The sequence below is a fragment of the Nonomuraea sp. NPDC049625 genome, from assembly GCF_040675285.1.
Lineage (GTDB): Bacteria > Actinomycetota > Actinomycetes > Streptosporangiales > Streptosporangiaceae > Nonomuraea > Nonomuraea angiospora_A.
This window is the reverse complement of record NZ_JBFAOQ010000013.1, coordinates 22966-47223: the sequence shown is the minus strand read 5'-3', so window position 1 is coordinate 47223 and position 24258 is coordinate 22966. Positions and strand designations below refer to the sequence as shown.

Annotated in this window: 24 protein-coding genes; 17 read left to right on the top strand and 7 right to left on the bottom strand. The window is 70.5% G+C overall.

What is annotated here, in order from left to right; all coding sequences use genetic code 11:
- Positions 1 to 157: 157 nt before the first annotated feature.
- The 6 genes from rsmD to mutM all read left to right on the top strand — a co-directional run bounded on the left by rsmD (position 158) and on the right by mutM (position 3838).
- A complete protein-coding gene (gene rsmD / locus AB0J87_RS42580; RefSeq protein ID WP_363975998.1) occupies positions 158 to 724 on the top strand; it encodes a 16S rRNA (guanine(966)-N(2))-methyltransferase RsmD in 567 nt (188 codons plus the stop codon).
- Between the two features lie 14 nt (positions 725 to 738).
- A complete protein-coding gene (gene coaD / locus AB0J87_RS42575; RefSeq protein ID WP_185068071.1) occupies positions 739 to 1215 on the top strand; it encodes a pantetheine-phosphate adenylyltransferase in 477 nt (158 codons plus the stop codon).
- A 71-nt stretch (positions 1216 to 1286) separates the two neighbouring features.
- Positions 1287 to 1838, top strand: coding sequence for a YceD family protein (locus AB0J87_RS42570; protein ID WP_363975996.1), 552 nt, complete (start codon positions 1287 to 1289; stop codon positions 1836 to 1838).
- A 1-nt stretch (position 1839) separates the two neighbouring features.
- Positions 1840 to 2019: a 50S ribosomal protein L32 gene (gene rpmF, locus AB0J87_RS42565; protein WP_139632166.1), complete on the top strand. Its 180-nt coding sequence runs from the start codon at positions 1840 to 1842 to the stop codon at positions 2017 to 2019.
- Between the two features lie 216 nt (positions 2020 to 2235).
- Entirely contained in the window at positions 2236 to 2955 is a 720-nt protein-coding gene (gene rnc, locus AB0J87_RS42560; RefSeq protein WP_363976698.1) for a ribonuclease III, read from the top strand.
- A gap of 37 nt (positions 2956 to 2992) precedes the next feature.
- Positions 2993 to 3838 (top strand): bifunctional DNA-formamidopyrimidine glycosylase/DNA-(apurinic or apyrimidinic site) lyase, encoded by an 846-nt coding sequence (gene mutM, locus AB0J87_RS42555; RefSeq protein ID WP_363975993.1) that lies wholly within the window; start codon positions 2993 to 2995, stop codon positions 3836 to 3838.
- Here the strand turns inward: mutM and AB0J87_RS42550 are convergent.
- Positions 3786 to 4949, bottom strand: coding sequence for an MFS transporter (locus AB0J87_RS42550; protein ID WP_363975990.1), 1164 nt, complete (start codon positions 4947 to 4949; stop codon positions 3786 to 3788). The two genes, mutM and AB0J87_RS42550, sit on opposite strands and share 53 nt — an antisense overlap.
- A 91-nt stretch (positions 4950 to 5040) precedes the next feature.
- On the opposite strand from AB0J87_RS42550, the gene AB0J87_RS42545 reads away from it, so the two are divergent.
- The 6 genes from AB0J87_RS42545 to AB0J87_RS42520 all read left to right on the top strand — a co-directional run bounded on the left by AB0J87_RS42545 (position 5041) and on the right by AB0J87_RS42520 (position 13714).
- A complete protein-coding gene (locus AB0J87_RS42545) occupies positions 5041 to 5943 on the top strand; it encodes a LysR family transcriptional regulator (protein WP_363975987.1) in 903 nt (300 codons plus the stop codon).
- Positions 5944 to 5954: 11 nt separating this feature from the next.
- Positions 5955 to 6242, top strand: a complete 288-nt coding sequence (locus tag AB0J87_RS42540) for an acylphosphatase (protein ID WP_350729740.1) — start codon at positions 5955 to 5957, stop codon at positions 6240 to 6242.
- A gap of 191 nt (positions 6243 to 6433) precedes the next feature.
- Positions 6434 to 6628 carry a hypothetical protein gene (locus AB0J87_RS42535; protein ID WP_090938435.1) on the top strand — a complete coding sequence of 65 codons (195 nt, stop codon included), beginning with the start codon at positions 6434 to 6436 and terminating at the stop codon, positions 6626 to 6628.
- Between the two features lie 176 nt (positions 6629 to 6804).
- Positions 6805 to 10485 carry a chromosome segregation protein SMC gene (smc, locus tag AB0J87_RS42530; RefSeq protein ID WP_363975983.1) on the top strand — a complete coding sequence of 1227 codons (3681 nt, stop codon included), beginning with the start codon at positions 6805 to 6807 and terminating at the stop codon, positions 10483 to 10485.
- Positions 10486 to 10599: 114 nt separating this feature from the next.
- The gene (ftsY, locus tag AB0J87_RS42525) at positions 10600 to 11778 is read left to right on the top strand and encodes a signal recognition particle-docking protein FtsY (protein ID WP_355208933.1); all 1179 of its coding nucleotides are present in this window, start codon (positions 10600 to 10602) and stop codon (positions 11776 to 11778) included.
- 259 nt (positions 11779 to 12037) lie between these two features.
- Positions 12038 to 13714, top strand: a complete 1677-nt coding sequence (locus AB0J87_RS42520; RefSeq protein ID WP_363975979.1) for a tetratricopeptide repeat protein — start codon at positions 12038 to 12040, stop codon at positions 13712 to 13714.
- A 16-nt stretch (positions 13715 to 13730) separates the two neighbouring features.
- On the opposite strand, the gene AB0J87_RS42515 is transcribed toward AB0J87_RS42520, so the two are convergent.
- From AB0J87_RS42515 to AB0J87_RS42505, 3 genes are read right to left on the bottom strand one after another with little or no spacing between them, the layout of a single operon-like run.
- Entirely contained in the window at positions 13731 to 14534 is an 804-nt protein-coding gene (locus AB0J87_RS42515; protein ID WP_355208939.1) for an ABC transporter ATP-binding protein, read from the bottom strand.
- Positions 14531 to 15574, bottom strand: a complete 1044-nt coding sequence (locus tag AB0J87_RS42510) for an iron chelate uptake ABC transporter family permease subunit (RefSeq protein ID WP_363975975.1) — start codon at positions 15572 to 15574, stop codon at positions 14531 to 14533. Before AB0J87_RS42510 ends, AB0J87_RS42515 begins: the two co-directional genes overlap by 4 nt.
- Entirely contained in the window at positions 15574 to 16608 is a 1035-nt protein-coding gene (locus AB0J87_RS42505) for an iron ABC transporter permease (RefSeq protein WP_363975972.1), read from the bottom strand. Before AB0J87_RS42505 ends, AB0J87_RS42510 begins: the two co-directional genes overlap by 1 nt.
- A gap of 237 nt (positions 16609 to 16845) precedes the next feature.
- Between AB0J87_RS42505 and AB0J87_RS42500 the strand changes: the two genes are divergently transcribed.
- Complete coding sequence (locus AB0J87_RS42500; RefSeq protein WP_363975969.1) at positions 16846 to 17688, top strand: iron-siderophore ABC transporter substrate-binding protein; 843 nt, start codon at positions 16846 to 16848, stop codon at positions 17686 to 17688.
- A gap of 6 nt (positions 17689 to 17694) precedes the next feature.
- Here the strand turns inward: AB0J87_RS42500 and AB0J87_RS42495 are convergent, their stop codons facing one another.
- Entirely contained in the window at positions 17695 to 18768 is a 1074-nt protein-coding gene (locus tag AB0J87_RS42495; protein WP_363975966.1) for a PLP-dependent cysteine synthase family protein, read from the bottom strand.
- Positions 18769 to 19015: 247 nt separating this feature from the next.
- Here AB0J87_RS42495 and AB0J87_RS42490 point away from each other — a divergent pair, with 247 nt between their 5' ends.
- On the top strand, positions 19016 to 19600 hold the full coding sequence (locus AB0J87_RS42490) for a sigma-70 family RNA polymerase sigma factor (protein ID WP_350729756.1): 585 nt from the start codon (positions 19016 to 19018) through the stop codon (positions 19598 to 19600).
- A 6-nt stretch (positions 19601 to 19606) separates the two neighbouring features.
- Here the strand turns inward: AB0J87_RS42490 and AB0J87_RS42485 are convergent, their stop codons facing one another.
- A complete protein-coding gene (locus AB0J87_RS42485; protein WP_363975963.1) occupies positions 19607 to 20551 on the bottom strand; it encodes a sensor histidine kinase in 945 nt (314 codons plus the stop codon).
- Positions 20552 to 20570: 19 nt separating this feature from the next.
- Positions 20571 to 21410 (bottom strand): DMT family transporter, encoded by an 840-nt coding sequence (locus AB0J87_RS42480; protein ID WP_350729759.1) that lies wholly within the window; start codon positions 21408 to 21410, stop codon positions 20571 to 20573.
- 92 nt (positions 21411 to 21502) lie between these two features.
- Between AB0J87_RS42480 and AB0J87_RS42475 the strand changes: the two genes are divergently transcribed.
- The 3 genes from AB0J87_RS42475 to AB0J87_RS42465 all read left to right on the top strand — a co-directional run bounded on the left by AB0J87_RS42475 (position 21503) and on the right by AB0J87_RS42465 (position 24199).
- Positions 21503 to 22078: an XRE family transcriptional regulator gene (locus AB0J87_RS42475; RefSeq protein ID WP_350729761.1), complete on the top strand. Its 576-nt coding sequence runs from the start codon at positions 21503 to 21505 to the stop codon at positions 22076 to 22078.
- 636 nt (positions 22079 to 22714) lie between these two features.
- Complete coding sequence (locus AB0J87_RS42470) at positions 22715 to 23512, top strand: polysaccharide deacetylase family protein (protein WP_363975959.1); 798 nt, start codon at positions 22715 to 22717, stop codon at positions 23510 to 23512.
- Positions 23513 to 23548: 36 nt separating this feature from the next.
- On the top strand, positions 23549 to 24199 hold the full coding sequence (locus tag AB0J87_RS42465) for a DUF2461 domain-containing protein (RefSeq protein WP_350729765.1): 651 nt from the start codon (positions 23549 to 23551) through the stop codon (positions 24197 to 24199).
- Positions 24200 to 24258 lie beyond the last annotated feature (59 nt).

Sequence of the window (24258 nt, the reverse complement as noted above, 5' to 3'; positions counted from 1 at the left end):
GGCTCACGATCACGCCGGTCGGCCTTCATGTGGGTCACCTTGAAGGCCGCAGAACTCATCATGCGGGCCCGTCGCGCCGATGTGAATCACCCTTGCGCACTCGAGGCAGACACTTGTCCACTCTTGACCTGCGCGAACATGCGGAACAATGGGTCACATGACGCGGATCATCGCAGGCAGCGCAGGTGGCAGGCGGTTGGCGGTGCCGCCGGGGCGGGGGACGAGACCGACCAGCGACAGGGCCAGAGAAGGGATCTTCTTGACGCTCGACTCCCTGTACGGCCTCACCGGCGCCCGCCTGCTCGACCTGTACGCCGGGTCCGGCGCGATCGGCCTGGAGGCGCTGTCCAGGGGCGCCAAGGAGGCCGTGCTGGTGGAGTCCGACCCCAAGGCCGTCAGGACGATCAAGGCGAACGTCCAGTCGCTGGGCCTCGACGGCGCCAGGGTGATCACGGACAAGGTCGAGCGCGTGCTCGGCAACCCGCCCGCCGAGCCGTACGACATCGTCTTCGCCGACCCGCCCTACGCCGTGTCCGACGAGGAGGTCCGTCGGACGCTGGAGTCGCTGCGCGACAACGGCTGGCTGCTGGATGAGGCGTTGGTGGCATTCGAGAGGGAAAGCAGGGGAAAGGCACTGATGTGGCCGGAAGGCTACGTTGAGGAGAGGGTCCGTCGTTATGGCGAAGCATCCGTTTGGTACGGTCGCGCCGCCGGGAACCCGTAGACCTGGGAGGCGTCTTGCGCCGCGTAGTCTGCCCGGGGTCGTTCGACCCCATCACCAATGGCCACCTCGACATCATCGGCCGGTCCGCCCGGCTCTATGACGAGGTGACCGTGGCAGTCCTCATCAACGTCGAGAAAAGCAGCCTGTTCACGGTGGACGAACGAATTGAGATCCTGCAGACCGTGACCAAGGAATATCCGAACGTCAAGGTGCGGAAATTCCACGGACTGCTGGTCGACTTCTGCAGGCAGAACGACATCCCCGCCATCGTCAAAGGCATCAGGGTGGTCAGCGACTTCGACTACGAGTTGCAGATGGCGCAGCTCAACTACCGCCTGTCGGGGGTCGAGACGCTGTTCATGCCGACGAACCCCGAATACTCGTTCCTGTCCTCCAGCAGGGTGAAGGAGATCGCCAGGTATGGTGGGGACGTCTCGGGCCTCGTGCCCGATCTCGTGCACAAGCTGCTCATCGAGCGGCTCAGGGGCTGAGCGCGACCTGCTATCCTTTCATTTCGGCCTTGTACGACGGCGATCGTCTCGCCATGCCTAGCGAGAGCAGGATGACTCAGCACCTCGACCCCCGCTCCCCGTGGGTGATCTCAACCCATGACCTGGGAAAGCGGCCGGGCACGATGCGGCAGATGACTCTGACCCTCCCGGCACCGGCGGATCTCGGCGTCGACATGATCGGTGTCCCCAAAGACGCCGAAGTCGAGCTGGACCTCCGGCTCGAAGCAGTGATGGAAGGCGTGCTCGTGTCGGGCACGGCGCAGGCCCCGCTCGCCGGGGAGTGCGCTCGCTGTCTCGACCCCGTCACCTCGGACATCGAGGTTGACCTGCAGGAGCTGTTCTTCTACTCCGACGAGGACGCCTCGGACGAGGATTCGCTGCTCGACGGCGAGCTGCTCGACCTCGAGCCGACGTTCCGCGACGCGGTGGTGCTCGCACTGCCGTTGAGCCCCGTCTGCCGTGAGGACTGCGAAGGGCTCTGCACGGAGTGTGGGATCAAGCTGGCCGAGGCCGGCGAGGACCACCGGCACGAGAAGATCGATGCCCGCTGGGCGTCGTTGCAAGGTCTGATTACCGACAAAGATAACGATCAGGAGAAGTGACGTGGCCGTCCCGAAGCGAAAGATGTCGCGGAGTAACACCCGCCACCGTCGCTCCCAGTGGAAGACGACTGCTGTCGCCCTGGTGAGCTGCCCGCAGTGCCGTTCGCCCAAGCAGCCGCACATCGCGTGCCCCACCTGCGGCACCTACAACCGGCGTCAGGTCATCGAGCCTTCCGCCTGATCCGTCAGCAGTTGACGTGATGCCGACCGGGTGCGATGGTGCCTCGGTCGGCGTTACCGTCTCAGATGCGTGCGGCGGCGGTTCGCCCGCGGCCGTGGTGGACGCCGGGGCTACGCGTTACCCCGACGCCCACCACGTTTTCGGGCATCTTCCGCAGTCGCCACACCATGCGAAGATGTCCGAGGAGGAAAGCACGTGGGCACAGGTCCTAAGCCGGTGGCCGTAGAGGTCGCCCGAGACGAGCTGGAGCGGGTCCTGGCGGTCGGCCTCGACTCCGACATCCTGGAGCGGGCGCTGACCCACCGCTCCTACGCGTACGAGAACGGCGGCCTGCCCACCAACGAGCGCCTGGAGTTCCTGGGCGACTCGGTGCTCGGCCTGGTGGTCACCGACACCCTCTACCGCAACCACCCCGACCTCCCCGAGGGCCAGCTGGCGAAGCTGCGCGCCGCGGTGGTCAACATGCGCGCGCTGGCCGACGTGGCCCGCAACCTGGGCCTGGGCCGGTTCCTGCGGCTCGGCAGGGGTGAGGAGGGCACCGGCGGGCGCGACAAGTCGTCCATCCTGGCCGACACCCTCGAGGCGCTGATCGGCGCGATCTACGTCGACAAGGGGCTCGACGAGGCGTTCCGCGTGGTGCACCTGCTGTTCGACCCGCTGATCGTCCGTTCGGCCTCGCTCGGCGCCGGGCTCGACTGGAAGACCTCCCTGCAGGAGCTGACGGCCTCCGAGGCGCTCGGCGTGCCTGAGTACCACGTCGAGGAGAGCGGTCCCGACCACGCCAAGTCGTTCACGGCGATGGTGCGGGTCGGCGGCGAGTCGTACGGTTCGGGCACCGGGCGCAGCAAGAAGGAGGCCGAGCAGCAGGCGGCCGAGGCGGCCTGGACCCGGATCAGGGCCCGGCGCGAGCAGCGCGAGAGCCAGCCCGCGGGCTGAACGCCCGCCCGGGGCGAGCCACACGAAAGGGTCTGAGGTGCCTGAGCTACCGGAGGTCGAGGTCGTCAGGCGCGGCCTCGCGCAGTGGGTCACCGGGCGCGAGATCGCCTCGGCGGAGGTGCTGCACCCCCGCGCCATCAGGCGGCACGCGCCAGGAGCCGACGAGTTCGCCGCGCGCCTCAAGGGCCGCGCGGTGCTGTCCGCCGAGCGGCGCGGCAAATACCTGTGGCTCCCGCTGTCGGGCGCCGAGGAGGCCCTCCTGGCCCATCTGGGGATGAGCGGCCAACTGCTGGTCGTCGAGCCCGACTCGCCGCCGGAGAAGCACCTGCGGGTACGCCTCCGCTTCGAGGACGGCGGCCCCGACCTGCGCTTCGTCGACCAGCGGACGTTCGGTCACGTCATGCTGACCGGCCTGGCCGATGGCGTCCCCGAGCCGATCGCCCACATCGCCCCCGACCCGTTCGAGCCGGTGTTCGACGACGCGGAGTTCGCCGGCAGGCTCAGGGCCAGGCACACGGAGATCAAGCGCGCGCTGCTCGACCAGTCGCTGATCAGCGGCGTCGGCAACATCTACGCAGACGAGGCCCTCTGGATCGCCCGCCTGCACGGGGCCCGGCAGACGCAGACGCTCACGCGTCCCAAGATCGCCGAGCTGCTGGCCGGGGTCCGCGCCGTCATGTCCTCCGCGCTGCAGCAGGGCGGCACCTCGTTCGACAGCCTGTACGTCAACGTCAACGGCGAGAGCGGCTACTTCGAGCGCTCGCTGGAGGTCTACGGGCGGCGCGACCTGCCCTGCTCCCGCTGCGGCACCGCGATCAGGCGCGAGCCGTTCATGAACCGCTCGTCCTACTCCTGCCCCAGATGCCAGCGACGGCCGCGGTGAGAACGGCGAGCCCGGAGCCCAGCCACATCACCGCGGAGATCGAGACCCCGTCCACGACCCGGCCGCCGGCGAACGCGCCGAGCGCGATGGAGACGTTGAAGGCGCCGACGAAGAGCGCCGTGCCGAGCTCCCCGCCGCCCGCGCGCATGATCCACAGCTGCAGGGTCACCCCGACGCCTCCGTAACCGAAGCCCCACACCAGCAGCACGACCAGCGGCAGGCCGATCGAGGCCAGGGCCGCCGTGGCGAGCGCGATGAGGGCGGCCAGAGCGATCAGGACCGGCTTGGGATTCCTGGCCGCCCATGCCCCGGCGGCGAAGTTGCCCGCCACGCCCGCGGCGCCGTACAGGAGCAGGAGCGTGCTGACGAGGGCGGGGCCGGCGTGCGAGACCTGCTCCAGGAACGGCCGGACGTAGGTGTAGGCCGCGAAGTGGCCGGACACGACGAGCACGGTCAGGACGAGGACGGTCTTGAGCGGCCCCGAGAGCCATCCGCGCCGGGATCCGGCACTTCGGGCAGGGGCCTCGCCAGGAAGGGGCGGCAGGGTCGCGTACAGGACGGCGGTCAGGGCCAGCGCCACCACCCCCATCGCGACGAACGCGCTGCGCCACCCCGCGAACGACGAGACGAACGTCGCCGCGGGCACCCCCAGCACCGACGCCACGGACACCCCGGCCAGGATGATCGACGTGGCCCGCCCGACGGACCGTTCCGGCACCAGCCGCGTCCCGAGGCCGGCCGCGAACGCCCAGAACCCGCCGATGCTCACCCCCGTCAGCACTCGGGCGGCCAGGATGACGGGATAGCTCGGCGCGAACGCGCCCACCAGGTTGGCCACCGCCAGCAGTGCCATCAGCCCGATCAAGATCACCCGCCGGTCCAGCCGGCGGGCGGTGAGCGCCAGCACCGGCGCGGACACGGCGGCGACCAGCCCCGGGGCCGACATCATCAGCCCGGCCGTCCCGTCGGACACCCCAAGGGTGGCGGCGATCGAGGTCAGCAGGCCTACGGGCAGCATCTCGCTGGTCACGACGGTGAAGGTGCCCACCGCCACCGACGACACGGCGAGCCAGCGCGCCCGGACGGCAGGGGAGACATCAGTAGTGGTCATGCCCCTCAGCCTCGGGTCCGGCGGCGGACGGGAACAATGACGAAGTCCGAAGGCTTGGTTTAGGCAGGCTAAGCGATCCGAGGTGATGGGGATGGAGTTCAGGGAGCTGGAGTGCTTCGTGGTGCTCAGCGAGGAGCTGCACTTCGCGCATACGGCCGAGCGCCTCTATCTGTCGCCCGGCAGGGTGAGCCAGCTCATGCGCTCGCTGGAGACCAGGATCGGCGGCAGGCTCTTCGAGCGCACCAGCCGCAGGGTGCGCCTCACGCCGCTGGGCGAGCGCTTCCTGGCCGACCTGCGCCCCTCCTACGACGGCCTGGCGAACGCGGTGCACCGGGCCAAGGCGGCCACCCGCGAGGTGACCGGCCGGCTCAGGGTCGGTTTCCTGGCCACGCCCACGGAGGTCGTCACCGGCAGCGTGCGGGCCTTCGAGCGCCGGTATCCGGAGTGTGAGGTGGAGCTGGTCGAGATCCCGCTCTCGGACCCCTTCGGCAAGCTGCGGGCCGGGCAGGTGGATCTCACGTTCACGCTGCTCCCGGTGAACGAGCCGGACCTGGCGACCGGCGAGGGGCTGAACGAGGTCTCCTACCAACTGGGCGTCTCCACCCGCCATCCGCTGGCCGCCCGCCCCGGCATCGCCGCGGAAGAGCTGGTGAACGTCCCCCTGATCGGCCTGGACGGCCCCGCCCCGCGCGCCTATCGCGAGCGGATCGCACCGTCCGTAACCCCTTCCGGACGTCCGATTCCCCGGGCCGGCACCGTGGCGACCAGCCAGGAGGGCCTGACCCAGGTGGCGCTCGACCGGGGTGGCATGCTGTTCTGCACGCCGACGGCGGCCCACCACCGGCGGCCCGACGTGAGCTTCGTCCCCGTCACCGGGCTGAGCCCGTCGATCATGGGCCTGGCCTGGGTGAAGGCGGCCGAGACCGCGGCCGTGCTGGCGTTCGACGAGGCGGCGGTCGGGCACGCACACCGGATGGAGTCCCTTGTGGCCTGACGGGAGATGAAATGCAGGAAAACAATGACAATTCACGGCTGACCGCCTGGGTACGGGGCAGGGTCCAAGGGGTGGGGTTCCGCTGGTGGACCCGGGCGCGCGCACTGGAGCTGGGGCTCGTGGGATGGGCGCGCAACACCGAGGACGGACGGGTGGAGGTGGTCGTGGAGGGCCCGCGCGAGGCGTGCGTCAAGCTGCTGGCGCTGCTCAGAGGTTGCGACACGCCGGGCAGGGTCGATGGAGTAGTGGAACGTTGGAGTGAACCCCGAGGTAGTTTGGGTGGATTTGTGGAGCGGTAGCGACTTCCGTTAAACCGCCCAAATAGGGTATAGTTGTATGTCGGGAGTGCCCATCAGTAGGGCTCAGCGGTTCGTTCGACTTGACCGCCCACACTGCCGGTGCGACTCTTGTTAGGTACCACGCGCACCCCTCCCGCGGAATAAGAAGTGCGCGAACCAGTCTGGTCACTCAGCGTGGAGGACCCTTTACCATGGCGAAGGCTCTACTCGGCCACGTCGGCGGTCCTGACCCTCGGATGGTCTCGGAGATGCGCCGCCTGCAGCAGCGTATCCGGGATCTGGAGGCAGAACTCATCCGACTTCAGGCCACCAATGACGCTCTTGCGGCGCAAACCCGCGATGAGGCACTAAGTCGCATGCAAGAGCGCGAGCCGGCACTCACCTGAGAGTGATCGGAGCGCAAGACCCCAGGGACGTCTCGGAGAGGCGTCCCTTGTTATTTGCGCATATTCGGAAAGCTTCCTTTACGCGGGCCGGGCAGTCGTGGACTGTACCGGCCCGCGTGGGGCAGTGAGGACCAGTAGGCTTTCCGAAGTCCGCATCAGGGAGAAGGGGGTCGCGCTTGTATTTGAAGACCCTCACCCTGCGCGGCTTCAAGTCTTTCGCCTCAGCGACCGCCCTGCGTCTCGAACCGGGCATCACCTGCGTCGTCGGCCCCAACGGCTCGGGAAAGTCCAACGTCGTCGACGCCCTCGCCTGGGTCATGGGCGAGCACAGCGCCAAGTCGCTGCGCGGCGGCAAGATGGAGGACGTCATCTTCGCCGGCACCTCCTCCAGGCCGCCGCTCGGGCGGGCCGAGGTGACGCTGACCATCGACAACACCGACGGCGCGCTGCCGATCGACTACACCGAGGTCACGATCAGCCGGCTGATGTTCAGGTCGGGGCAGAGCGAATACGCGATCAACGGCGACACCTGCCGTCTGCTCGACATCCAGGAACTGCTGTCCGACTCCGGCATCGGCCGCGAGATGCACGTGATCGTCGGCCAGGGCCAGCTCGACGCCGTCCTGCACGCGGGGCCCGAGGACCGGCGGGCGTTCATCGAAGAGGCCGCGGGCGTGCTGAAACACCGCAAGCGCAAGGAAAAGGCGCTGCGCAAGCTCGACTCCATGCAGGCCAACCTGACCCGCGTGCAAGACCTCACCACCGAGCTGCGCCGCCAGCTCAAGCCGCTGGGCCGGCAGGCGGAGATCGCCCGCAAGGCCGCCGTCATCCAGGCCGACCTGCGGGACGCCCGGCTGCGGCTGCTGGCCGACGACGTGTGCATCCTGCGTACGACGCTGCAGCGCGAGGCCGCTGACGAGGCCGCGATCACGGCCAGGCGCAACCAGGTCGAGGCCGAGCTGGCCGAGGGTCAGCAGCGCGAGGCGGCCCTGGAGACGGCCGAGGCCGAGACCCAGCCGCGGCTGAGCGCCGCGCAGGAGACGTACTTCCGGCTCTCGTCGCTGCGCGAGCGCATCACCGGCCTGGCGCAGCTCGCCGCCGAGCGCCACCGGCACGCGCTCGACGCCGCCGCCATCGAGCGCCGCGGCCGCGACCCCGAAGACCTCGAGCGCGAGGCCGCCGAGGTGCGTGAGCGGGAGCTGATCCTCGGTGCCGAGCTGGAGCAGGCTCAGGAGCTGCTGGAGGAGGCCGTCCAGCGGCGGGCCGAGGCCGAGGCCGAGCTGAGCGCCGAGGAGCACCGCCTCGCCCTGGCCGCCCGGGCCGCCGCCGACCGCCGCGAAGGGCTGGCCAAGCTGCGCGGCCAGGTCGATTCCGTACGGAGCCGGACGCGGGCCGCCGAGGAGGAGATCGGGCGGCTCCAGCAGTCCGTGGCCGACGCGGCCGGGCGCGAGCGGCGGGCCAGGGAGGACCTGGAGGCGCAGCGGCTGGAGGAGCCCGCGGTCGATCCCGCGCTCGCCGAGGAGCTGGCCACGGCGCAGGCGCTGGTGGAGGAGGCCAGGGCGGTCGCCGACGAGGCGCGCGCGGCGGCCGAGGAGGCCAAGGCGGGCCTCGACGCGCCGCGCGCCGCCCTGCAGGCCGCCAGGTCCGGGATGACCACCGCGCGCGCCGCCGACCAGGAGGCCCAGCGGTCCGTGGCCGCGCTGATCGCCCGCCGCGACGCCCTGGAGCTGGGGCTCGCCAAGAGCGACGGCGGCGCGGCACTGCTGGACGCGGACCTGGCCGGGGTGCTGGGGCCGCTGGCCGCCTCGATGCAGGTCACGCCCGGCGCGGAGCCGGCGGTGGCGGCCGTGCTGGGCCCGGTCGCCGAGGCCATCGCGGTCAAGTCCCTCGACACGGCCGTCGAGGCCCTTGACCTGCTGCGCACCCAGGGCTCGGGTCAGGCGACCCTCCTGGTGGGGGCGGACGACGACAGGGCCCGGCGCACCCGTACGGCGGCTCCCGAGGGCGGCCAGTGGGCCGCCGACCTCGTCACGGTCCCCGACCACCTGCGGCCCGCCCTCGACCACGTCCTCGCGGACGTCGTGCTCGTGGCCGACCTTGAGGCGGCCCGCGCGGTCGTCGAGAGCCACCCCGAGCTCAGGGCGGTCACCAAGGCGGGCGACCTGGTGAGCGCGCACCTGGCCAGCGGCGGCTCCGAGGGCGGCACCTCCGTGCTGCAGGTACGGGCCGCGTTCGACGAGGCCGTCAGGGACCTGGAGGAGGCCGAGGGCCGGGCCGAGGAGACGGCCGTCGCCCTCGACCAGGCGGCCGAGCAGGAGCAGACGGCACAGGCGGCGCTGGAGGCCGCCCAGGCGAAGGCCAACGAGGCACAGACCGCCGTCACCACCGCCCAGGCCGGCGTGAGCGCCGTCCAGGGGACCCTCGACCAGGTCAGGGGCCGCCAGCGGGAGGCCGACCAGCGCAACGCCGCCGCCGCCAAGCGCCTGGCCCAGCTCGAGGCCGCCGCCAACGCCGCCCACGACGAGGCCGAGCGCCTGGCCGTGAGCGTCACCAAGGCGGAGGAGGCCCGCGCCGAGGGGCTGGAGGAGGTGGCCGAGCTGGAGGTCCGCCTGGCCGAGGCCGAATACGCCCAGGAGCTGGAGTCCGAGCCCACCACCGACCTCCGCGACGACCTGGCCGGCGCCTGCGAGGTCGCCCGGCAGCGCGAGATGGACACCCGGCTCCAGGTCCGCACCGCCGAGGAGCGGGTCAAGGGCATCGAGGGCCGCGCCGACGGGCTCGTCCGGGCCGCCCAGCGCGAGCGCCAGGACCGCGCCCAGGCCGCGGCCCAGCGCGCCAGGCGCCGCCAGCAGGCCGCCGTGGCCGAGGCCGTCAGCAAGGGCGCCAAGCAGGTGCTCAGGGAGCTCGAGTCCTCCGTCCGGCTCGCGTCGAGGGAGCGCGACGAGGCCGACCTCGCCAGGGTGGCCGTCGATGCCGAGCTCAAGCAGGTGCGCCTGCGGGTCCGCGAGCTCGGCCAGGAGCTGGACAAGCTGGTCAACCGCGTGCACGGCAGCGAGGTCGCCCGCACCGAGCAGCGGTTGCGGCTGGAGCAGATGGAGCAGCGGGCGCTGGAGGAGTTCGGGGTCGAGATCGAGGCCCTGATCTCCGAGTACGGGCCCGAGGTCCCGGTCCCCGGCGACCCGCCCGTGCCGTACGTGCGCGAGGAGCAGGAAAAGCGGGCCAGGGCCGCCGAGCGGCAGATGAACCAGCTCGGCAAGGTCAACCCCCTCGCCCTGGAGGAGTTCGCGGCCCTGGAGGAGCGGCACGCGTTCCTCACCTCGCAGCTCGAGGACCTCAAGAAGACCAGGCGCGACCTGCTGCTCGTGGTCAAGGAGGTCGACGACCGGGTGGAGCAGATGTTCGCCTCGGCGTACGAGGACGTGGCCCGGGAGTTCGAGCAGATCTTCACCAGGGTGTTCCCGGGCGGCGATGGACGGCTGGTGCTGACCGAGCCGGCCGACATGCTGACCACCGGCATCGAGGTCGAGGCGAGGCCGCCGGGCAAGAAGGTCAAGCGGCTGTCGCTGCTGTCGGGCGGGGAGCGCTCGCTGACCGCCGTGGCGTTCCTGATCTCCATCTTCAAGGCGCGGCCCTCGCCGTTCTACGTGATGGACGAGGTCGAGGCGGCGCTCGACGACACGAACACGCAGCGGCTGCTGACGCTGTTCGAGGAGCTGCGGCAGAGCTCGCAGCTGATCGTCATCACCCACAACAAGCGCACGATGGAGATCGCCGACGCGCTCTACGGCGTCTCGATGCGCGGGGACGGCGTGACGCAGGTCGTCAGCCAGCGGCTCCGCGAACGCGAGCCGGCCTGACCCTGGCCCCATGCCCGGCGGCGCGCCGGACAGCCGGTCTGAGGGCGTGAGTTGGGCCTGATCGGTGGTGCCTTGGGCATGACCATGCCGATCGATCTGGAAAACTGACATCTTGTGGATGGTTACCTCGGCGTCATAGTGATCGTGGCCGTCGTCGCCCTGCTGGCGGCCGGCGGCCTTCTGCTGTACTTCAAGCCGGGTCGCAAGGCGGCCCCGCCGGTCAAACCGCCAGAGACTCCCGTGCTCCCCGAGCAGGAGGAGAAGCCTGCGGGAGTGGCGGGCGAGGAGGGCGAAGGCGCGACCACCACGCTGCCGCCACCGGTCAAGCCCGCCGAGCCGGCCGTCGTCACGCCCGAGATCGAGGTGCCGCCGCCGTCCGCGGGCCGGATGGTGCGGCTGCGCTCGCGGCTGGCACGCTCGCAGAGCGCCCTCGGGCGCGGCCTGCTGGAGCTGCTCTCCCGCGACCGCCTCGACGACGACGTGTGGGACGAGGTCGAGGAGAAGCTGATCACCGCCGACGTCGGCGTCGCGCCGACCCGGGTGATCGTCGACGACCTGCGCACCAAGGTCAAGGTGCTGGGCAGCCGCACCCCCGAGGAGCTGCGCGGCCTGCTGCGCGAGGAGCTGCTGGCCCAGGTCAACCCCGACCTCGACCGCACGCTGCACGTCCAGAAGCACGGCGAGCGGCCCGCGGTGGCCCTCATCGTGGGCGTCAACGGCACCGGCAAGACCACCACCACCGGCAAGCTCGCCCGCTCGCTCGTCGGCGACGGCAAGAAGGTCGTGCTCGGTGCGGCCGACACGTTCCGCGCGGCCGCCGCCGACCAGCTCCAGACGTGGGGCGAGCGGGTGGGGGCCGACGTCGTTCGCGGCCCCGAGGGCGGCGACCCGGCCTCCGTGGCGTTCGACGCCGTCGCCAAGGGGATCGAGGAGAAGGTCGACGTGGTCATCGTCGACACCGCGGGCCGCCTTCACACCAAGACCGGCCTCATGGACGAGCTGGGCAAGGTCAAGCGGGTCATCGAGAAGAAGGCCACGGTCGACGAGGTGCTCCTCGTCCTCGACGCCACCACGGGCCAGAACGGCATGCGCCAGGCCCAGGTGTTCGCCGAGGTGGTCAACATCACCGGCATCGCGCTGACCAAGCTCGACGGCACCGCCAAGGGCGGCATCGTGATCTCCGTGCAGCGGGAGCTGGGGGTGCCGGTCAAGCTCGCGGGGCTCGGCGAGGGGCCCGACGATCTGGCGCCGTTCGACCCCGAGGTGTTCGTGGACGCGATCCTGGGAGAGTGACGCGAACACGATTCGGGCGCGCGGTAATTGTCCAGGGAATAGCCCTTACCAGATAAGCAATTGTTCGAGGGCTTTTCCTTGTGCTGACATGTAGCGGTCATCAATGATCGCTCGTTCCGCGCAAAGGGGCGCCATGAAGAAGATCGTCGTTCATCGGCCAGGAACCGTGAAGCCGACCGCCGCGGCCGCGCCGAGGCACAGCGCCTGAGCCGCTCGGCCGGCGTCTCGTGGGGCGCCGGCCAGCACGGAAAGGCCGTTCGTGGACACGATCTCCCTTGACGCCGACCGCCGGATCGGCGGCCCCTACACTTTCGCGGCCGGGCTCCTCGGCCATCTCGTCCCCCGGGCGCTGGAGCGCCGGCCGGAGCTGGTCGCCGCGCACGACATCGAGATCCGCACCGCCGCGCCGCAGCTGCGCGAGTCCGTACCCGAGCGCAGGAGCTCGCTGGCCGGCCGCCTGCCCACGGGGCAGCGCATCCTCGTGCCCGGCGCCCGGCGCAGCCTCAGGATCGCGAACGGGCTGGCCGAGTTCGTCCGCGACCACCTGCGCGACGCGGGCCCGCTCGCGCTCACCGTGACGAACCTGGGCGCGGCCGACCACACCGACACCGAGCTGGTGACCGTGCTGCGGCGCAGGCTCGACCCGGGGCTGCTGCGCATCGACGAGGGCCCGCCGGCCCCGAGCACCGGGCCGCTGCGCGCGGACTTCGACCGTTACCGCGACGAGGGCTTCCATCACGCCATGGCCGAGTCGGGCCTGGCCGTGCTGCGCGGGATGGCGTACGAGGACGACCCGGAGGGCTGGCAGCACCTCCTGCAGCGCGTCGCCGGCGCCCTGGAGGCCATCGAGCGCGAGGACGAGGCCCGCGAGCTCTACGACCGGGCCAGGCGCGTGAGCACCGACCCCAAGCACCGCGCCACCTTCGCATACGCCACCGCCATGATTCTCGTACGCCACCACGACCCCACCCGGCGCGCCCCCGAGCAGGCCCTGGCCTGGATCAACGAGGCGATCACGATCACGTCGCTGCTGCCGGATCGCCGCGAGCGGGCCTTCCACCTCGGGTTCGATCTCAACGGCAAGGCCCTGGTCGAGGTGCGCAGGGGCCGTCACGAGGCGGCGATGGAGCTGGTGCAGCGGGCCATCGACCTGGCCGAGACGGACCTGGCCGGCGAGCACCCGATCCACCGGCTCGTGCTGCACGCCAACAGGGCGCAGCTCATGGCCATGGCGGGCCGGACGGAGGAGGCGCTGGCCGGCTACACGCGGGCCGTCGAGGCCGATCCCGGCTACCCCGACTACTACCTCGAACGCGGCAACCTGCTGCACCGGCTCGGCCGGACGGAGGAGGCGCTGGCCGACTACGAGGCGGTCATGCGGCTCAGCCCGCCCTTCCCCGAGGCGTACTACAACCGGGCCGAGGTCCGGTTCGCTGCGGGAGACCTCGACGGGGCCCGCGCCGACCTGGACCACACGCTGGAGCTGGACCCCGAGTTCGCGCCCGCGTACGTGAACCGCAGCGGTATCGATGTGGTGATGGGGGACTACGCCAGAGCCAGGGAGGACGTGGTGCGCGGGCTGGGGCTGACGCCCCGCGACCCCCACCTGCTGTGCGTGCTCGGGCAGGTGGAGCTGGCCGAGGGCAGGCGCCCGGAGGCGCGGACCGCGTTCGACGGGGCGCTGGAGGCCGACCCCGAGCTGGTGGCGGCCTGGGCGGGCCGGGCCGAGCTGGCCTTCGAGAGCGGCGACCACGACGCGGCGCTGGCCGACCTGACCCACGCGCTGAAGCTGGCGGAGACGGCCGAGCTGCTGTTCAACAGGTCCGTGCTCTACCGGGCCGCAGGGCTGGCGGACAAGGCCAGGGACGACCTGCTCAGAGCCGCGGAGCTGGCCCCTGACGACGAGGAGGTCAGGCGGGCGCTGGCCGAGGCGTGATCGCCGCCGTGGCGGATCAGGCTCGCGGCTCCGCGGGATGCGAACGCGGCCGGATCGGAACCACGAGCGGCGTCCCCGCCACCGGATCCTCGATGACCTTGGCGTCCAGCTCGAACACCTCACCCAGCAGGTCCTCGGTCAGCACCTCGTGCGGGGTGCCCGCGGCGACCACCCGCCCGGCGCGCATGGCCACCAGCCGGTCGGCGTAACGGGCGGCCAGGTTGAGGTCGTGCAGGACCATGACGACCGTGCGGCCCGCCTCCTGGTGCAGGTGCCGTACGAGCTCCAGCACCTCCACCTGGTGCGCCAGGTCAAGGAACGTGGTCGGCTCGTCGAGCAGCAGCAGGTCCGTGCCCTGGGCCAGGGCCATGGAGATCCACGCCCGCTGCCGCTGGCCGCCCGACAGCTCGTCCAGCGGCCGTTCCGCCAGGTCGGCCAGGCCCGTCATGTCCAGGGCGGCGGCGACGGCGCCCTCGTCGTCCGAGGACCACTGCCGGTACCACGTCTGGTGCGGATGCCTGCCCCTGGCCACCAGGTCGGCCACGGTCAGCCCTTCGGGGGCGCTCGGCGCCTGGGGGAGCACGCCGAGGATCTTGGCCACCTCGCGGGTGGGGATCTTGTCGATGCGCTTGCCGTCCAGCAGCACCTCGCCGCCCTGCGGCTTGAGCAGGCGGCCGAGCGCGCGCAGCAGCGTCGACTTGCCGCAGCCGTTCGGACCGATGATCGTGGTCACCGTGCCCGCCTCGATGCCGAGGTCGAGCCCGTCGACGACCAGGCGTTCGCCGTAGCCGAGCTTGACGCCGGCGGCCTGCAGCCTCATTTGCGTGACCTCCAGATCAGGTGGATCAGGTAAGGGGCGCCCAGCACGGCCGTGACGATGCCGACCGGCAGCTCCAGCGGGGAGAACGCGGTCCTGGCGATCAGGTCGGCGGCGGTGGTGAGCACGGCGCCCACGACCGCCGAGCACAGCAGCGGCGGCTGGGCGGAGCGGGTGAGCCTGAGCGCGATCTGCGGCGAGGCCAGGGCCACGAACGCGATCGGGCCGGCGGAGGCGGTGGCCACGGCGGCCAAGAGCACGGCCGCCAGGATCATCAGGGCGCGGGACAGGTTGGTGCGGACGCCGAGCGCGGTCACCGTGTCGTCGCCGAAGCGCAGGGCGTCGAGGGAGCGGGTGCCGAGCAGGGTCAGCGGCACCAGCACGGCCAGGGCCAGCGCGGTGGGCAGCACGTGCTCCCAGCCGCGGCCGTTGAGGGAGCCGCTGATCCAGACCATGGCGCGGCCGGTGTCGTTGACGTCGCCGACGGTCAGGAGCCAGAACTTGATGTTCGTGAACACGGCGGCCACGCCGATGCCGACCAGGACCAGCCGGTAGCCGTCCAGGCCACGCCGCCACGCCAGCCCGTACACGACGGCCGCGCCGATCAGGCCGCCGAGCAGGGCCAGCGCGGGGATGCCGGCGGTGGCCAGCAGGCCGCTGGCGCCGCCGTACGCGCTGCCGCTGGCCACGACGCCGGCCACGACCGTGACCGAGGCGCCGGTGGTGACGCCGAGGATCTCGGGGCTGGCGAGCGGGTTGCGCGCGATGGACTGGATGATCGCGCCGGAAAGCGCGAGCGCCGCGCCGACGAGGGCGCCGGTGAGGGCGCGCGGCAGGCGCAGCTCCATGATGACGAAGTGGGCGGCGCTGTTGACGTCGAACGTGCCGGAGATCACCTCCGGCAGCGTCATCCGGATCTCGCCGATACGCATGTTCATGGCCATGAGCAGGACGATCAGGACCAGGCCGATCACGGAGACGGCGACGCCGCGCAGCCGTACCCGCCAGGACACGGCGCCGACGCGGAGGGAAAGAGCGGTCATCACAGTCGCACTGGCTTCCTGCGCCTGACGAGCGCGACGAAGAACGGCGCGCCGATCAGCGCGAGCACCACGCCCACCTCCAGCTCTCCCGGCGGGGCCACCACGCGGCCGATCACGTCGGCGAGCAGCAGCAGCGCCGCGCCGATCAGCCCCGAGAACGGCAGCAGCCACCGGTGGTCGGTGCCCGACAGCGGGCGGGCGAGGTGGGGCACGATCAGGCCCACGAACGCCAGCGAGCCGCAGGCCGCGACGGCCGCGCCCGACAGCAGGGTGACCGCGGCGACGCCGACGGTGCGGGTCGTGGAGATGTTCTGGCCGAGGCTCCTGGCCACGTCCTCGCCGAGGGAGAGCGCGTTCAGGCCCGGCGCGTTGACCATCGCGAGCACCAGGCCCACCAGGATGAACGGCAGCACCTGCCAGACCACGTCCGAGCCCCTGGCCGCGATCGAGCCGGCCTGCCAGAAGCGGAAGACGTCCATCGCCTGCTCGTCCAGCAGCACGATGGCCGAGGTCAGCGCGTACAGCAGGGCGCTCACGGCGGTGCCCGCCAGCGCCAGCGTGACCGGGGTCGGGCCGCCCCTGCCGCCCACCATGCCCAGCGCGAACACCCCGACGCTGGCGACCAGGGCGCCCGCCAGGCCGAACCAGATGTAGGTGAGCAGGCTGGAGGCGCCGAGCAGGATGATCGAGGACACCATCGCGAACGCCGCCCCCTGCGTGACGCCGAGCAGCCCCGGGTCGGCGAGCGGGTTGCGGGTGTGGCCCTGCATGAGCGCGCCCGCCACGCCGAGCGCGATCCCGGCGAGAACGCCCAAGGCGGTCCTGGGCAGGCGCAGCGAGCGGATGACGATGTCGTTCTCGGTCCCGGTGGGGGCCGTGAGGGCGTGCCAGGCGTCGGCGAGCGGCACGGACTTGGAGCCGACCGTGATGCTCAGCACGATCGCGACCAGCACGGCGGCCAGCAGCGCGAGGAGAACGGTGAGCCGCCTGTGCCGGATGCCATGGAGGCGCGGGGCCACAGCGGTCGCACTCACCCACGTCCTCCTCAACATTTGCCCGATCACGGTGAAGTATGCCAGCTTAGGCAGGGCTAACCTAATTTAGGGTTGCCTTACTTTGGGATTCGGGAAAGGGATCTTATGAGACCGTTGCGCATGCTGGTCGGGGCTCTCCTTGTGACGGGGCTCGCGGCCTGTGGTTCCTCCGGCGCTTCCGGGGGGAGCGCGGCGGCTCCCGCCTCCGGTGCCCCGTTCAGGACCGTCAAACACGCGATGGGCGAGACCGTGATCCCGGCCCAGCCGAAGCGGGTGGTGGCGCTCGACCAGAGCTTCGTCGACGCGGTGCTCACGCTGGAGACGCCGGTGGTGGGCTACACCACGTACCGGTCGCTCGACGACAAGCTGCCCGCCTACCTGGGGGCCGTCGCCGAGCAGTACGGCAAGGAGGCCACCCCGGTCGGCTCGCTGGAGCAGCCGAGCCTGGAGAAGATCATGGCGCTGAAGCCCGACCTGATCGTCTCGGCGAAGGTCCGGCACGAGGCCCTGTACGACAAGCTGTCCAAGATCGCGCCGACCGTCTTCAGCGAGACCACCGGGGCCATCTGGAAGGAGAACCTCCGGCTCATGGGACAGGCCCTGGGCAAGGAGCAGCTCGCCGACGCCAGGATCAAGGAGTATGAGGGGCGAGCGGCCAAGATCGGCGCGGCCATCAAGGCGAAGGACGGCGAGCTGCCGACGATCTCGGTCGTGCGGTTCGCCGGCGAGCCGACAGTCAGGCTTTATGTTGAGAAGTCCTATTCCGGGCTGGTGTTGAAGGATGTCGGGTTCCCGCGGCCCGAGGGGCAGCCGACCGAGCAGGACACCATCGCGGTGGACATCAGCCAGGAGCGGATCGCGGACCTGGACGCCGACCACATCTTCGTCTCGACATATCAGGATCCGTCGGCGGAGGGGCCTAAAGAGAAGTTCGTGAACAACCCGCTCTGGGGCAAGCTCAAGGGCGAGAAGCACGATGTCGCTGACCTGACCTGGATGACCGCGGTGGGCATCCAGGGGGCGCACGCGATCCTGGACGACGTGGCCAAGCTCTTCGAGGTGGACCCGGCCAAGGCCTGAGCCCGCTCAGTCCGGCAGGAACGCGCGGAGCTCGTCCAGGTGGGGTTCGACGTCCAGGCCCTGGTCGGCGAGCCACCCCGGGTTGCCGTACGTGCCCCGGTAGCGGTCGCCGCTGTCGCAGACCAGGGTGACGATGCTGCCCTGCTCGCCCGCCGAGCGCATCTCCTGGATGAGGTCCACGCAGGCCGCTATGTTCGTGCCCGTGGAGCCGCCGACGTCCAGGCCCGTGACCTCGCGCGTCCAGTGCATGGCGGCGATCGAGCGGGCGTCGGGGACGGCGATCATGCGGTCGATGACGGACGGCTGGAACGAGGGCTCCACGCGCGGGCGGCCGATGCCCTCGACGCGGGAGCCCCGCGCGGTGACCGAGGTGTCGCCGGAGACCCAGCTCGGGTAGAAGGCCGAGCCCTCCGGGTCGACGACGGCCAGGCGGGTGGGGTGGCGGCGGTAGCGGATGTAGCGGCCGATGGTCGATGACGTGCCGCCGGTGCCGGCGCCCACCACGATCCACGAGGGCTCCGGGTGGGGCTCCATGGACATCTGGGAATAGATGGACTCGGCGATGTTGTTGTTCCCGCGCCAGTCGGTCGCCCGCTCCGCGTAGGTGAACTGGTCCATGAAATGGCCGCCGGTCTCGGCGGCCAGACGGTGAGATTCGTCATAGATCGCGCCGGGGTCCGTCACGAGGTGACACTTCCCGCCGTAGAACTCGATGAGGTGGCACTTCTCCGGCGACGTGGACGCGGGCATGACCGCGATGAACGGCAGGCCCAGCAGCCGGGCGAAGTACGCCTCGCTGACGGCCGTGGATCCGCTCGACGCCTCCACGATCGTCGTGGCGGGCCCGATCCAGCCGTTCGCCAGGCCGTAGAGGAACAGGGACCGAGCAAGTCGATGTTTGAGTGAACCCGTAGGGTGTACCGACTCGTCTTTCAAGTAGAGGTTTACACCCCAGTGCGAGGGAAGCGGAAAGACGTGCAGATGTGTGTCGCAGCTACGGTTGGCATCGGCCTCGACCTTGCGTATGGCGTCTGTCACCCAGTGGCGCGAAGCAAGGTCGTGACGGTCCACAAAACTCATGCCCATACGCTATCCCATGTGACTCTTGCCACTATTACTGCGAAATTGGGTGGGTAGTGTTATGATACTGAGACTTGTCCGGCCGTGGACGTGACGACACACGCCGCGAGCAGATGGACGGAAACCCCCTCTGACCAAGGCGGAACCTCTAACGCGTCCCTTACCTGGGACTTGCCATGATGGAAACCGCCCGCAGGCGGCTTGTGCCGAAACGGGGGATAGCGCAAGGGGGAATGAATTGATCACTATGACCGATGAGCAGCGTCAGGACTGGTTCGAGCGCGATGTCGTGCCCGTGACGTCGCAGCTGTTCGCCTCCGCCATGCGCCTCACCCGCAACGCCGCTGACGCGGAGGACCTGGTGCAGGAGACGGTGGCCAAGGCGTACACCTCGTACCACCAGTTCCGGGAGGGCACCAACCTCAAGGCGTGGCTGCACCGGATCCTCACCAACAACTTCATCAACGATTACCGCAAGAAGCAGCGTTCGCCCAAGTTGTCGGCCGCCGAGGACATCGAGGACTGGCAGCTGCACGCCGCCGAGTCGCACAGCTCGACGGGCCTGCGCTCGGCCGAGACCGAGGCGCTCGACCGGCTGCCCGACAACGTCGTGATGAACGCCCTGCGTTCGCTGCCCGAGGACTTCCGCGTGGCCGTCTACCTGGCCGACGTGGAGGGGTTCGCGTACAAGGAGATCGCCGACCGCATGGGCACGCCCATCGGCACGGTCATGTCCCGCCTCCACCGGGGCCGCCGCCAGCTGCGCGGCATGCTCGAGGAGTACGCCCGCGAGGAAGGCGCCGTACGGCTCCCCGCCCAGCGCGCCGCGTGAAGACCCCTACGACCCCATCATGAGATGAAGGCGGACGCGTAACACGCCGCCTTCATTGCGCAGCTGTACGAGATCGCAGAGCTGCCGGCTGATCCAGAGCCCGTATCCCCGAGGGGATTCGGGCTCAGGTGGTATGTAGCCGGGTAACGGGTCGTCCAGGGCGCCGCCCGGGTCGGCGACCTCGCAGACCAGCTCCCCGTCGCTCACCCACATCGTGATCATGCCGTGCCCGGCGCCGTGCTCGATGCTGTTCGCGGCGATCTCGGACACGCTGATCACGAGCGAGGTGATCAGGTTGCGGTCCATGCCGGCCGCTCTGGCGTAGTCGCCCACGCTCTGGCGCAGCCGCTTCAGCTCCCGGGCCGTGAAGGGGATGGTCTCGGCGCCGTCGGCCGGCGCGGGCAGGGGCGCGCGGTCGCCGTTCAGGACCAGCTCGTGGGGCTCGACGAAGCGGGTGCTGGCCGCCTCGCCGTCCGCCCCCAGGAGAAACGGGTGGCTGACCGGGCCGAAGTCGAGCGCGGTCCTGGGGGCACGGCGCACGTCGTACAGGCACAACATGATCGCCGCCGCCGGTCGGAGCGCGGCGTTGACCACCGACTCGTAGCGGATCAGCTCCCTGATGTCGCGCTCGCTCCTGCCCTCCCAGTCGGGCTCGCCGATGACGAGGGTGCGGCGGTCGCGGGTGTACTCGTGATAGGCGGCCAGGGTGCGGTACGGGTGGCCGTACCAGCCGGTCGAGACCCTGCTGTCGATGCGCCCGGCGTCGCGGCCGAGGGCGTCGTGCAGCAGGGCGAGCTTGTCCGCGCACGTGATCACCAGCACGTGCCTGCCCTCGTCGAGGGCGGAACGCACGCGCGGGGTGGCGAGCCTCACGAAGGTCTCGTCCGAGTCGTGCGGCACCGCGATGTGCCGTAGCGACTCGCCGTCCGAAGGTGCCCGGTCAGGGCGCACGGGCGAAACGTAGCAAGCGCTAGAGGTGCTGCGCAACGGCTATCAGCGCCACCGCCCCGAGCGCGCAGGCCACACCGGCCACCTGGATGGCCCGCAGCCGCTCTCCCAGCACCTGTCTGGCCAGCAGCAGGGTGCTCGCGGGATACAGCGACACCAGCACGGCGACCAGGCTGAGCAGGCCGTCCTGCTGGGCCAGCAGGTACAGGACATTGGCCGCCATGTCGAGCACGCCCGCCGCCACGATGATGTGCAGGGAGCCCGGGCCGGGCCTGAGCGCGCGCCGCGTGACCAGGGCCAGCAGCGCCACCGTCGTGATCGACGACACCCTGGCGCCGACCAGCGGCCACAGCCCGGCATCGTCCGGCGCCATGGCCAGCAGGATGAAGAACCCGCCGAACCCGGCCCCGGCCGCCAGCGCGGTCAGCACCGAGGCCAGGGAGCCCTGCCGGTCCGTGGACCTGTCCTGGCTGACCAGCAGCACCGAGCAGAGCGCCAGCGCGATGCCCACCAGCGCCCAGAACGCCGGCCGCTCGCCCGTCGCCAGCCCGAACACCACGGGCAGCGCCGCCGAGGTGACGGCGGTCGTCGGGGCGACCACCGACATGACGCCCGTGGCCAGCGCCCGGTAGAACAGCACCAGCCCGGCCGCGCCCGCCAGGCCCGCCGCCAGGCCCCACGACAGGGCGGCGGCGCCGGCCGTGCCGGGCAGCACCGGCAGCAGGGCGAGGATCAGCACCAGGCCCGCGATCTGCGACAGCACGACGACCGACAGCACTTGGGATCGGCGGGTGGCCAGGCCGCCGAAGAAGTCGGCCGTGCCGTACACGACCGCGCAGGCGGTCGCCAGGATCACCGTCACCGGTATTCTCCCCTTTGGTTCAACAGGTTGCACTGTCAGTACAACACACAGAGTACATTCCACTGCAAATCGGATTCACTAGACTGCACTGCGTGGAAGATCCAGACCTGATCAACCAGGCCATCGCCAGCAACGTCCGGGCCCAGCGGGCGCACCGGGGGCTGACGCTCGACGCCCTCGCCGCCAGGTCGGGGGTGAGCAGGGGCATGCTGGTCCAGGTGGAGCAGGGCAGGACGAACCCGAGCGTCTCCACCCTCACCCGGATCGCCTCCGCCCTGGGCGTCACCGTGGCCCGGCTCGTCGAGGTCGCCGACGTGCCGACGGTGCGGATCGTGAGCAAGGCCGACGTGGTCACGTTCGACCAGGGGGACGTGCGGGCGCGGCTGCTGGTCGGCGCCGACGTGCCGATGATCCTGGAGCTGTGGGACTGGCGGATGCCGCCCGGCGAGCACCACGACGGCGACGCCCACCCGCCGGGCACCCGCGAGATGCTGACCGTCCTGGACGGGGAGCTGACACTCACCGTGTACGGCAAGAGCCACGTGATCGGCAAGGACGACGCGGTGCTGTTCACGGCCGACCGGCCCCATCGCTACGCCAACCGGGGCACCGAGGACCTCAGGTTCGTGATGGTCGTCGCGGAGCCGCGCGACACCCAGGACCAATAACCGCTGCTTCTCCTTCCGGGACGGCATGGAAAACCTTGGTAACAGCCAGTAATATTTGCGGTCGGTGAGGCTGACGTGACAGGAGGCGTGCGATGGCGGTGCCCTGTGACGCGCGCCCGGTGACCGTGTCGCTCTGGCCCCCCAGCGGCCGATGACCGGCCTCCCCACAGCCGGACGGGACCCTCGGAGCAGACCACCGGCTTCACCCAGCGGTCGTTGACGATTACTCATGCTTTGGACGGCTGATGTCCGTTGTTGGGTACATCCCTGGTGTGGCGGAATGTGGGCAGGGGGTGGCGTGTGAGTGAGGCCCTCGCGGCGACGGAGAAGCTCCAGTCGGAGCTTCGCGCTCTGGGCGTCACCAGCGCGTACGAGATAGGGGACGGAGCGACTATCTCGGTATGGATAGGCCTGGTCGTTCGGTATAGAGATGGTTTTTACCGTTGGCAGGAAGGACCGGTGAAACGTCGGCATCTGGGTACGGATCCGGTCGGATGTGCCATGCGCGTGGCGCGCCGCTACAAGGAACTGCAGGCCGATATCCCACTCTGGTGGGACGACCTGGCCAGGGAATTGCGGGGGAAACCGGTCCAGGACTATCCATAGGCCCCCGCGCGCGGCGCTTCGGGGGGAACCATGCGCGTATGGGCTTTGCCGCTGGCCCTGCTCGCTCTGGCAGTCTGCGTCACCTGCTCGGTGGCGAGCCGCCATCAGACCGAGGCGCCGATCGTGCCGTACAAAGCGGCCGTCGTCGATCCGGCGGTGCTCGCCAAGCGGCTGGTGTCGATGCAGTACGGGTCCGGCTGGCCGCGCAGCCGCAAGTTCGACTGCGCGAGGCTCAAGTGCGTGGCCCTGACCTTCGACGACGGGCCCGGCGAGTACACCGGGCGGCTGCTCGACATGCTGCGCAAGCGTGACGTCAAGGCCACGTTCTTCGTCATCGGGCAGATGGTGGCGGCCGACAAGGGCGGCCGGCTCGTCCGGCGCATCGTCGAGGACGGCCACGAGCTCGGCAACCATTCCTGGAGCCACCCCGCCCTCGCCGGGCTGTCGCACGACGACGTGCGGCGGCAGCTCCAGCACACCAACGACCTCGTGTTCAAGCTGACCGGGGTGCGGATGCACATCATGCGGCCGCCGTACGGGTCGACCAACGCCGCCGTCGCCGCGGAGGCACGCCACGAGGGGCTGGCGGAGATCCTCTGGAGCGTCGACACCCTCGACTGGCTGCACCGGGTCCCCGCGGCCGTGGCCCGGCGGGCCGGCGAGGCCAAGTCCGGATCGATCGTCCTCATGCACGACATCCACCGGACGACGGTGGAGGCCGTGCCCGCCATTCTCGACATCCTTGACCGGAAGGGCTTCACGTTCGTCACGGTTTCGGAGCTCTACGGCAAGACGCCGTCGCCGGGCCGGACGTACACCGAGCGGTGACCCGAGGTGTCGGTGCGGCGTGGCACCCTTGGGAGCATGGGTTTCAGCGGCTTCCCTGATGAGGCTTTCCTGTTCTACGAGGGGCTCGAGGCGGACAACTCGAAGACCTACTTCACGCGGCACAAGCACCTCTACGAGGAGGCGGTGCGGGAGCCGATGCTCGCGCTCACGGACGAGCTGGCCGCCGAGTTCGGGGCGGCGCAGCTCTTCCGGCCCTATCGTGATGTGCGCTTCTCCAAGGACAAATCGCCGTACAAGACCCATCAGGGCGCGTTCGTGGACCTCCAGCCGGGGATCGGGCTCTACGTTGAGCTGAGCGCGGCCGGGATCTACACGGCCGGGGGCTTCTACACCCAGGCGCCCGACCAGGTGGCCCGCTACCGGGCCGCGGTGGACGAGGACCTGACCGGCAAGCCCCTGGAGTCGATGACGGGGGAGCTGGTGTCCGCCGGTTACGAGCTGGGCGGGGAGCGCCTCAAGACCAAGCCGCGGGGCTTCTCGGAGGACCATCCGCGGATCGAGCTGCTGCGGCACAAGTCGCTCTACGCGGGGGTGCGCTGGGAGCCGGAGCCGTGGGTGCACACGACGGAGGTGCGCGAGCGAGTGTCACGTACGTGGCGCGCGTACGGGCCCCTGGTCGACTGGCTCTGCACCCACGTCCGCGGCAGCGAACTCCCCCGCCGCTGACCCTTCCACCCACGGCCCGCCGACCACGCCGGGCGCCGGGTCGGCGGTTGGTGGGTGCC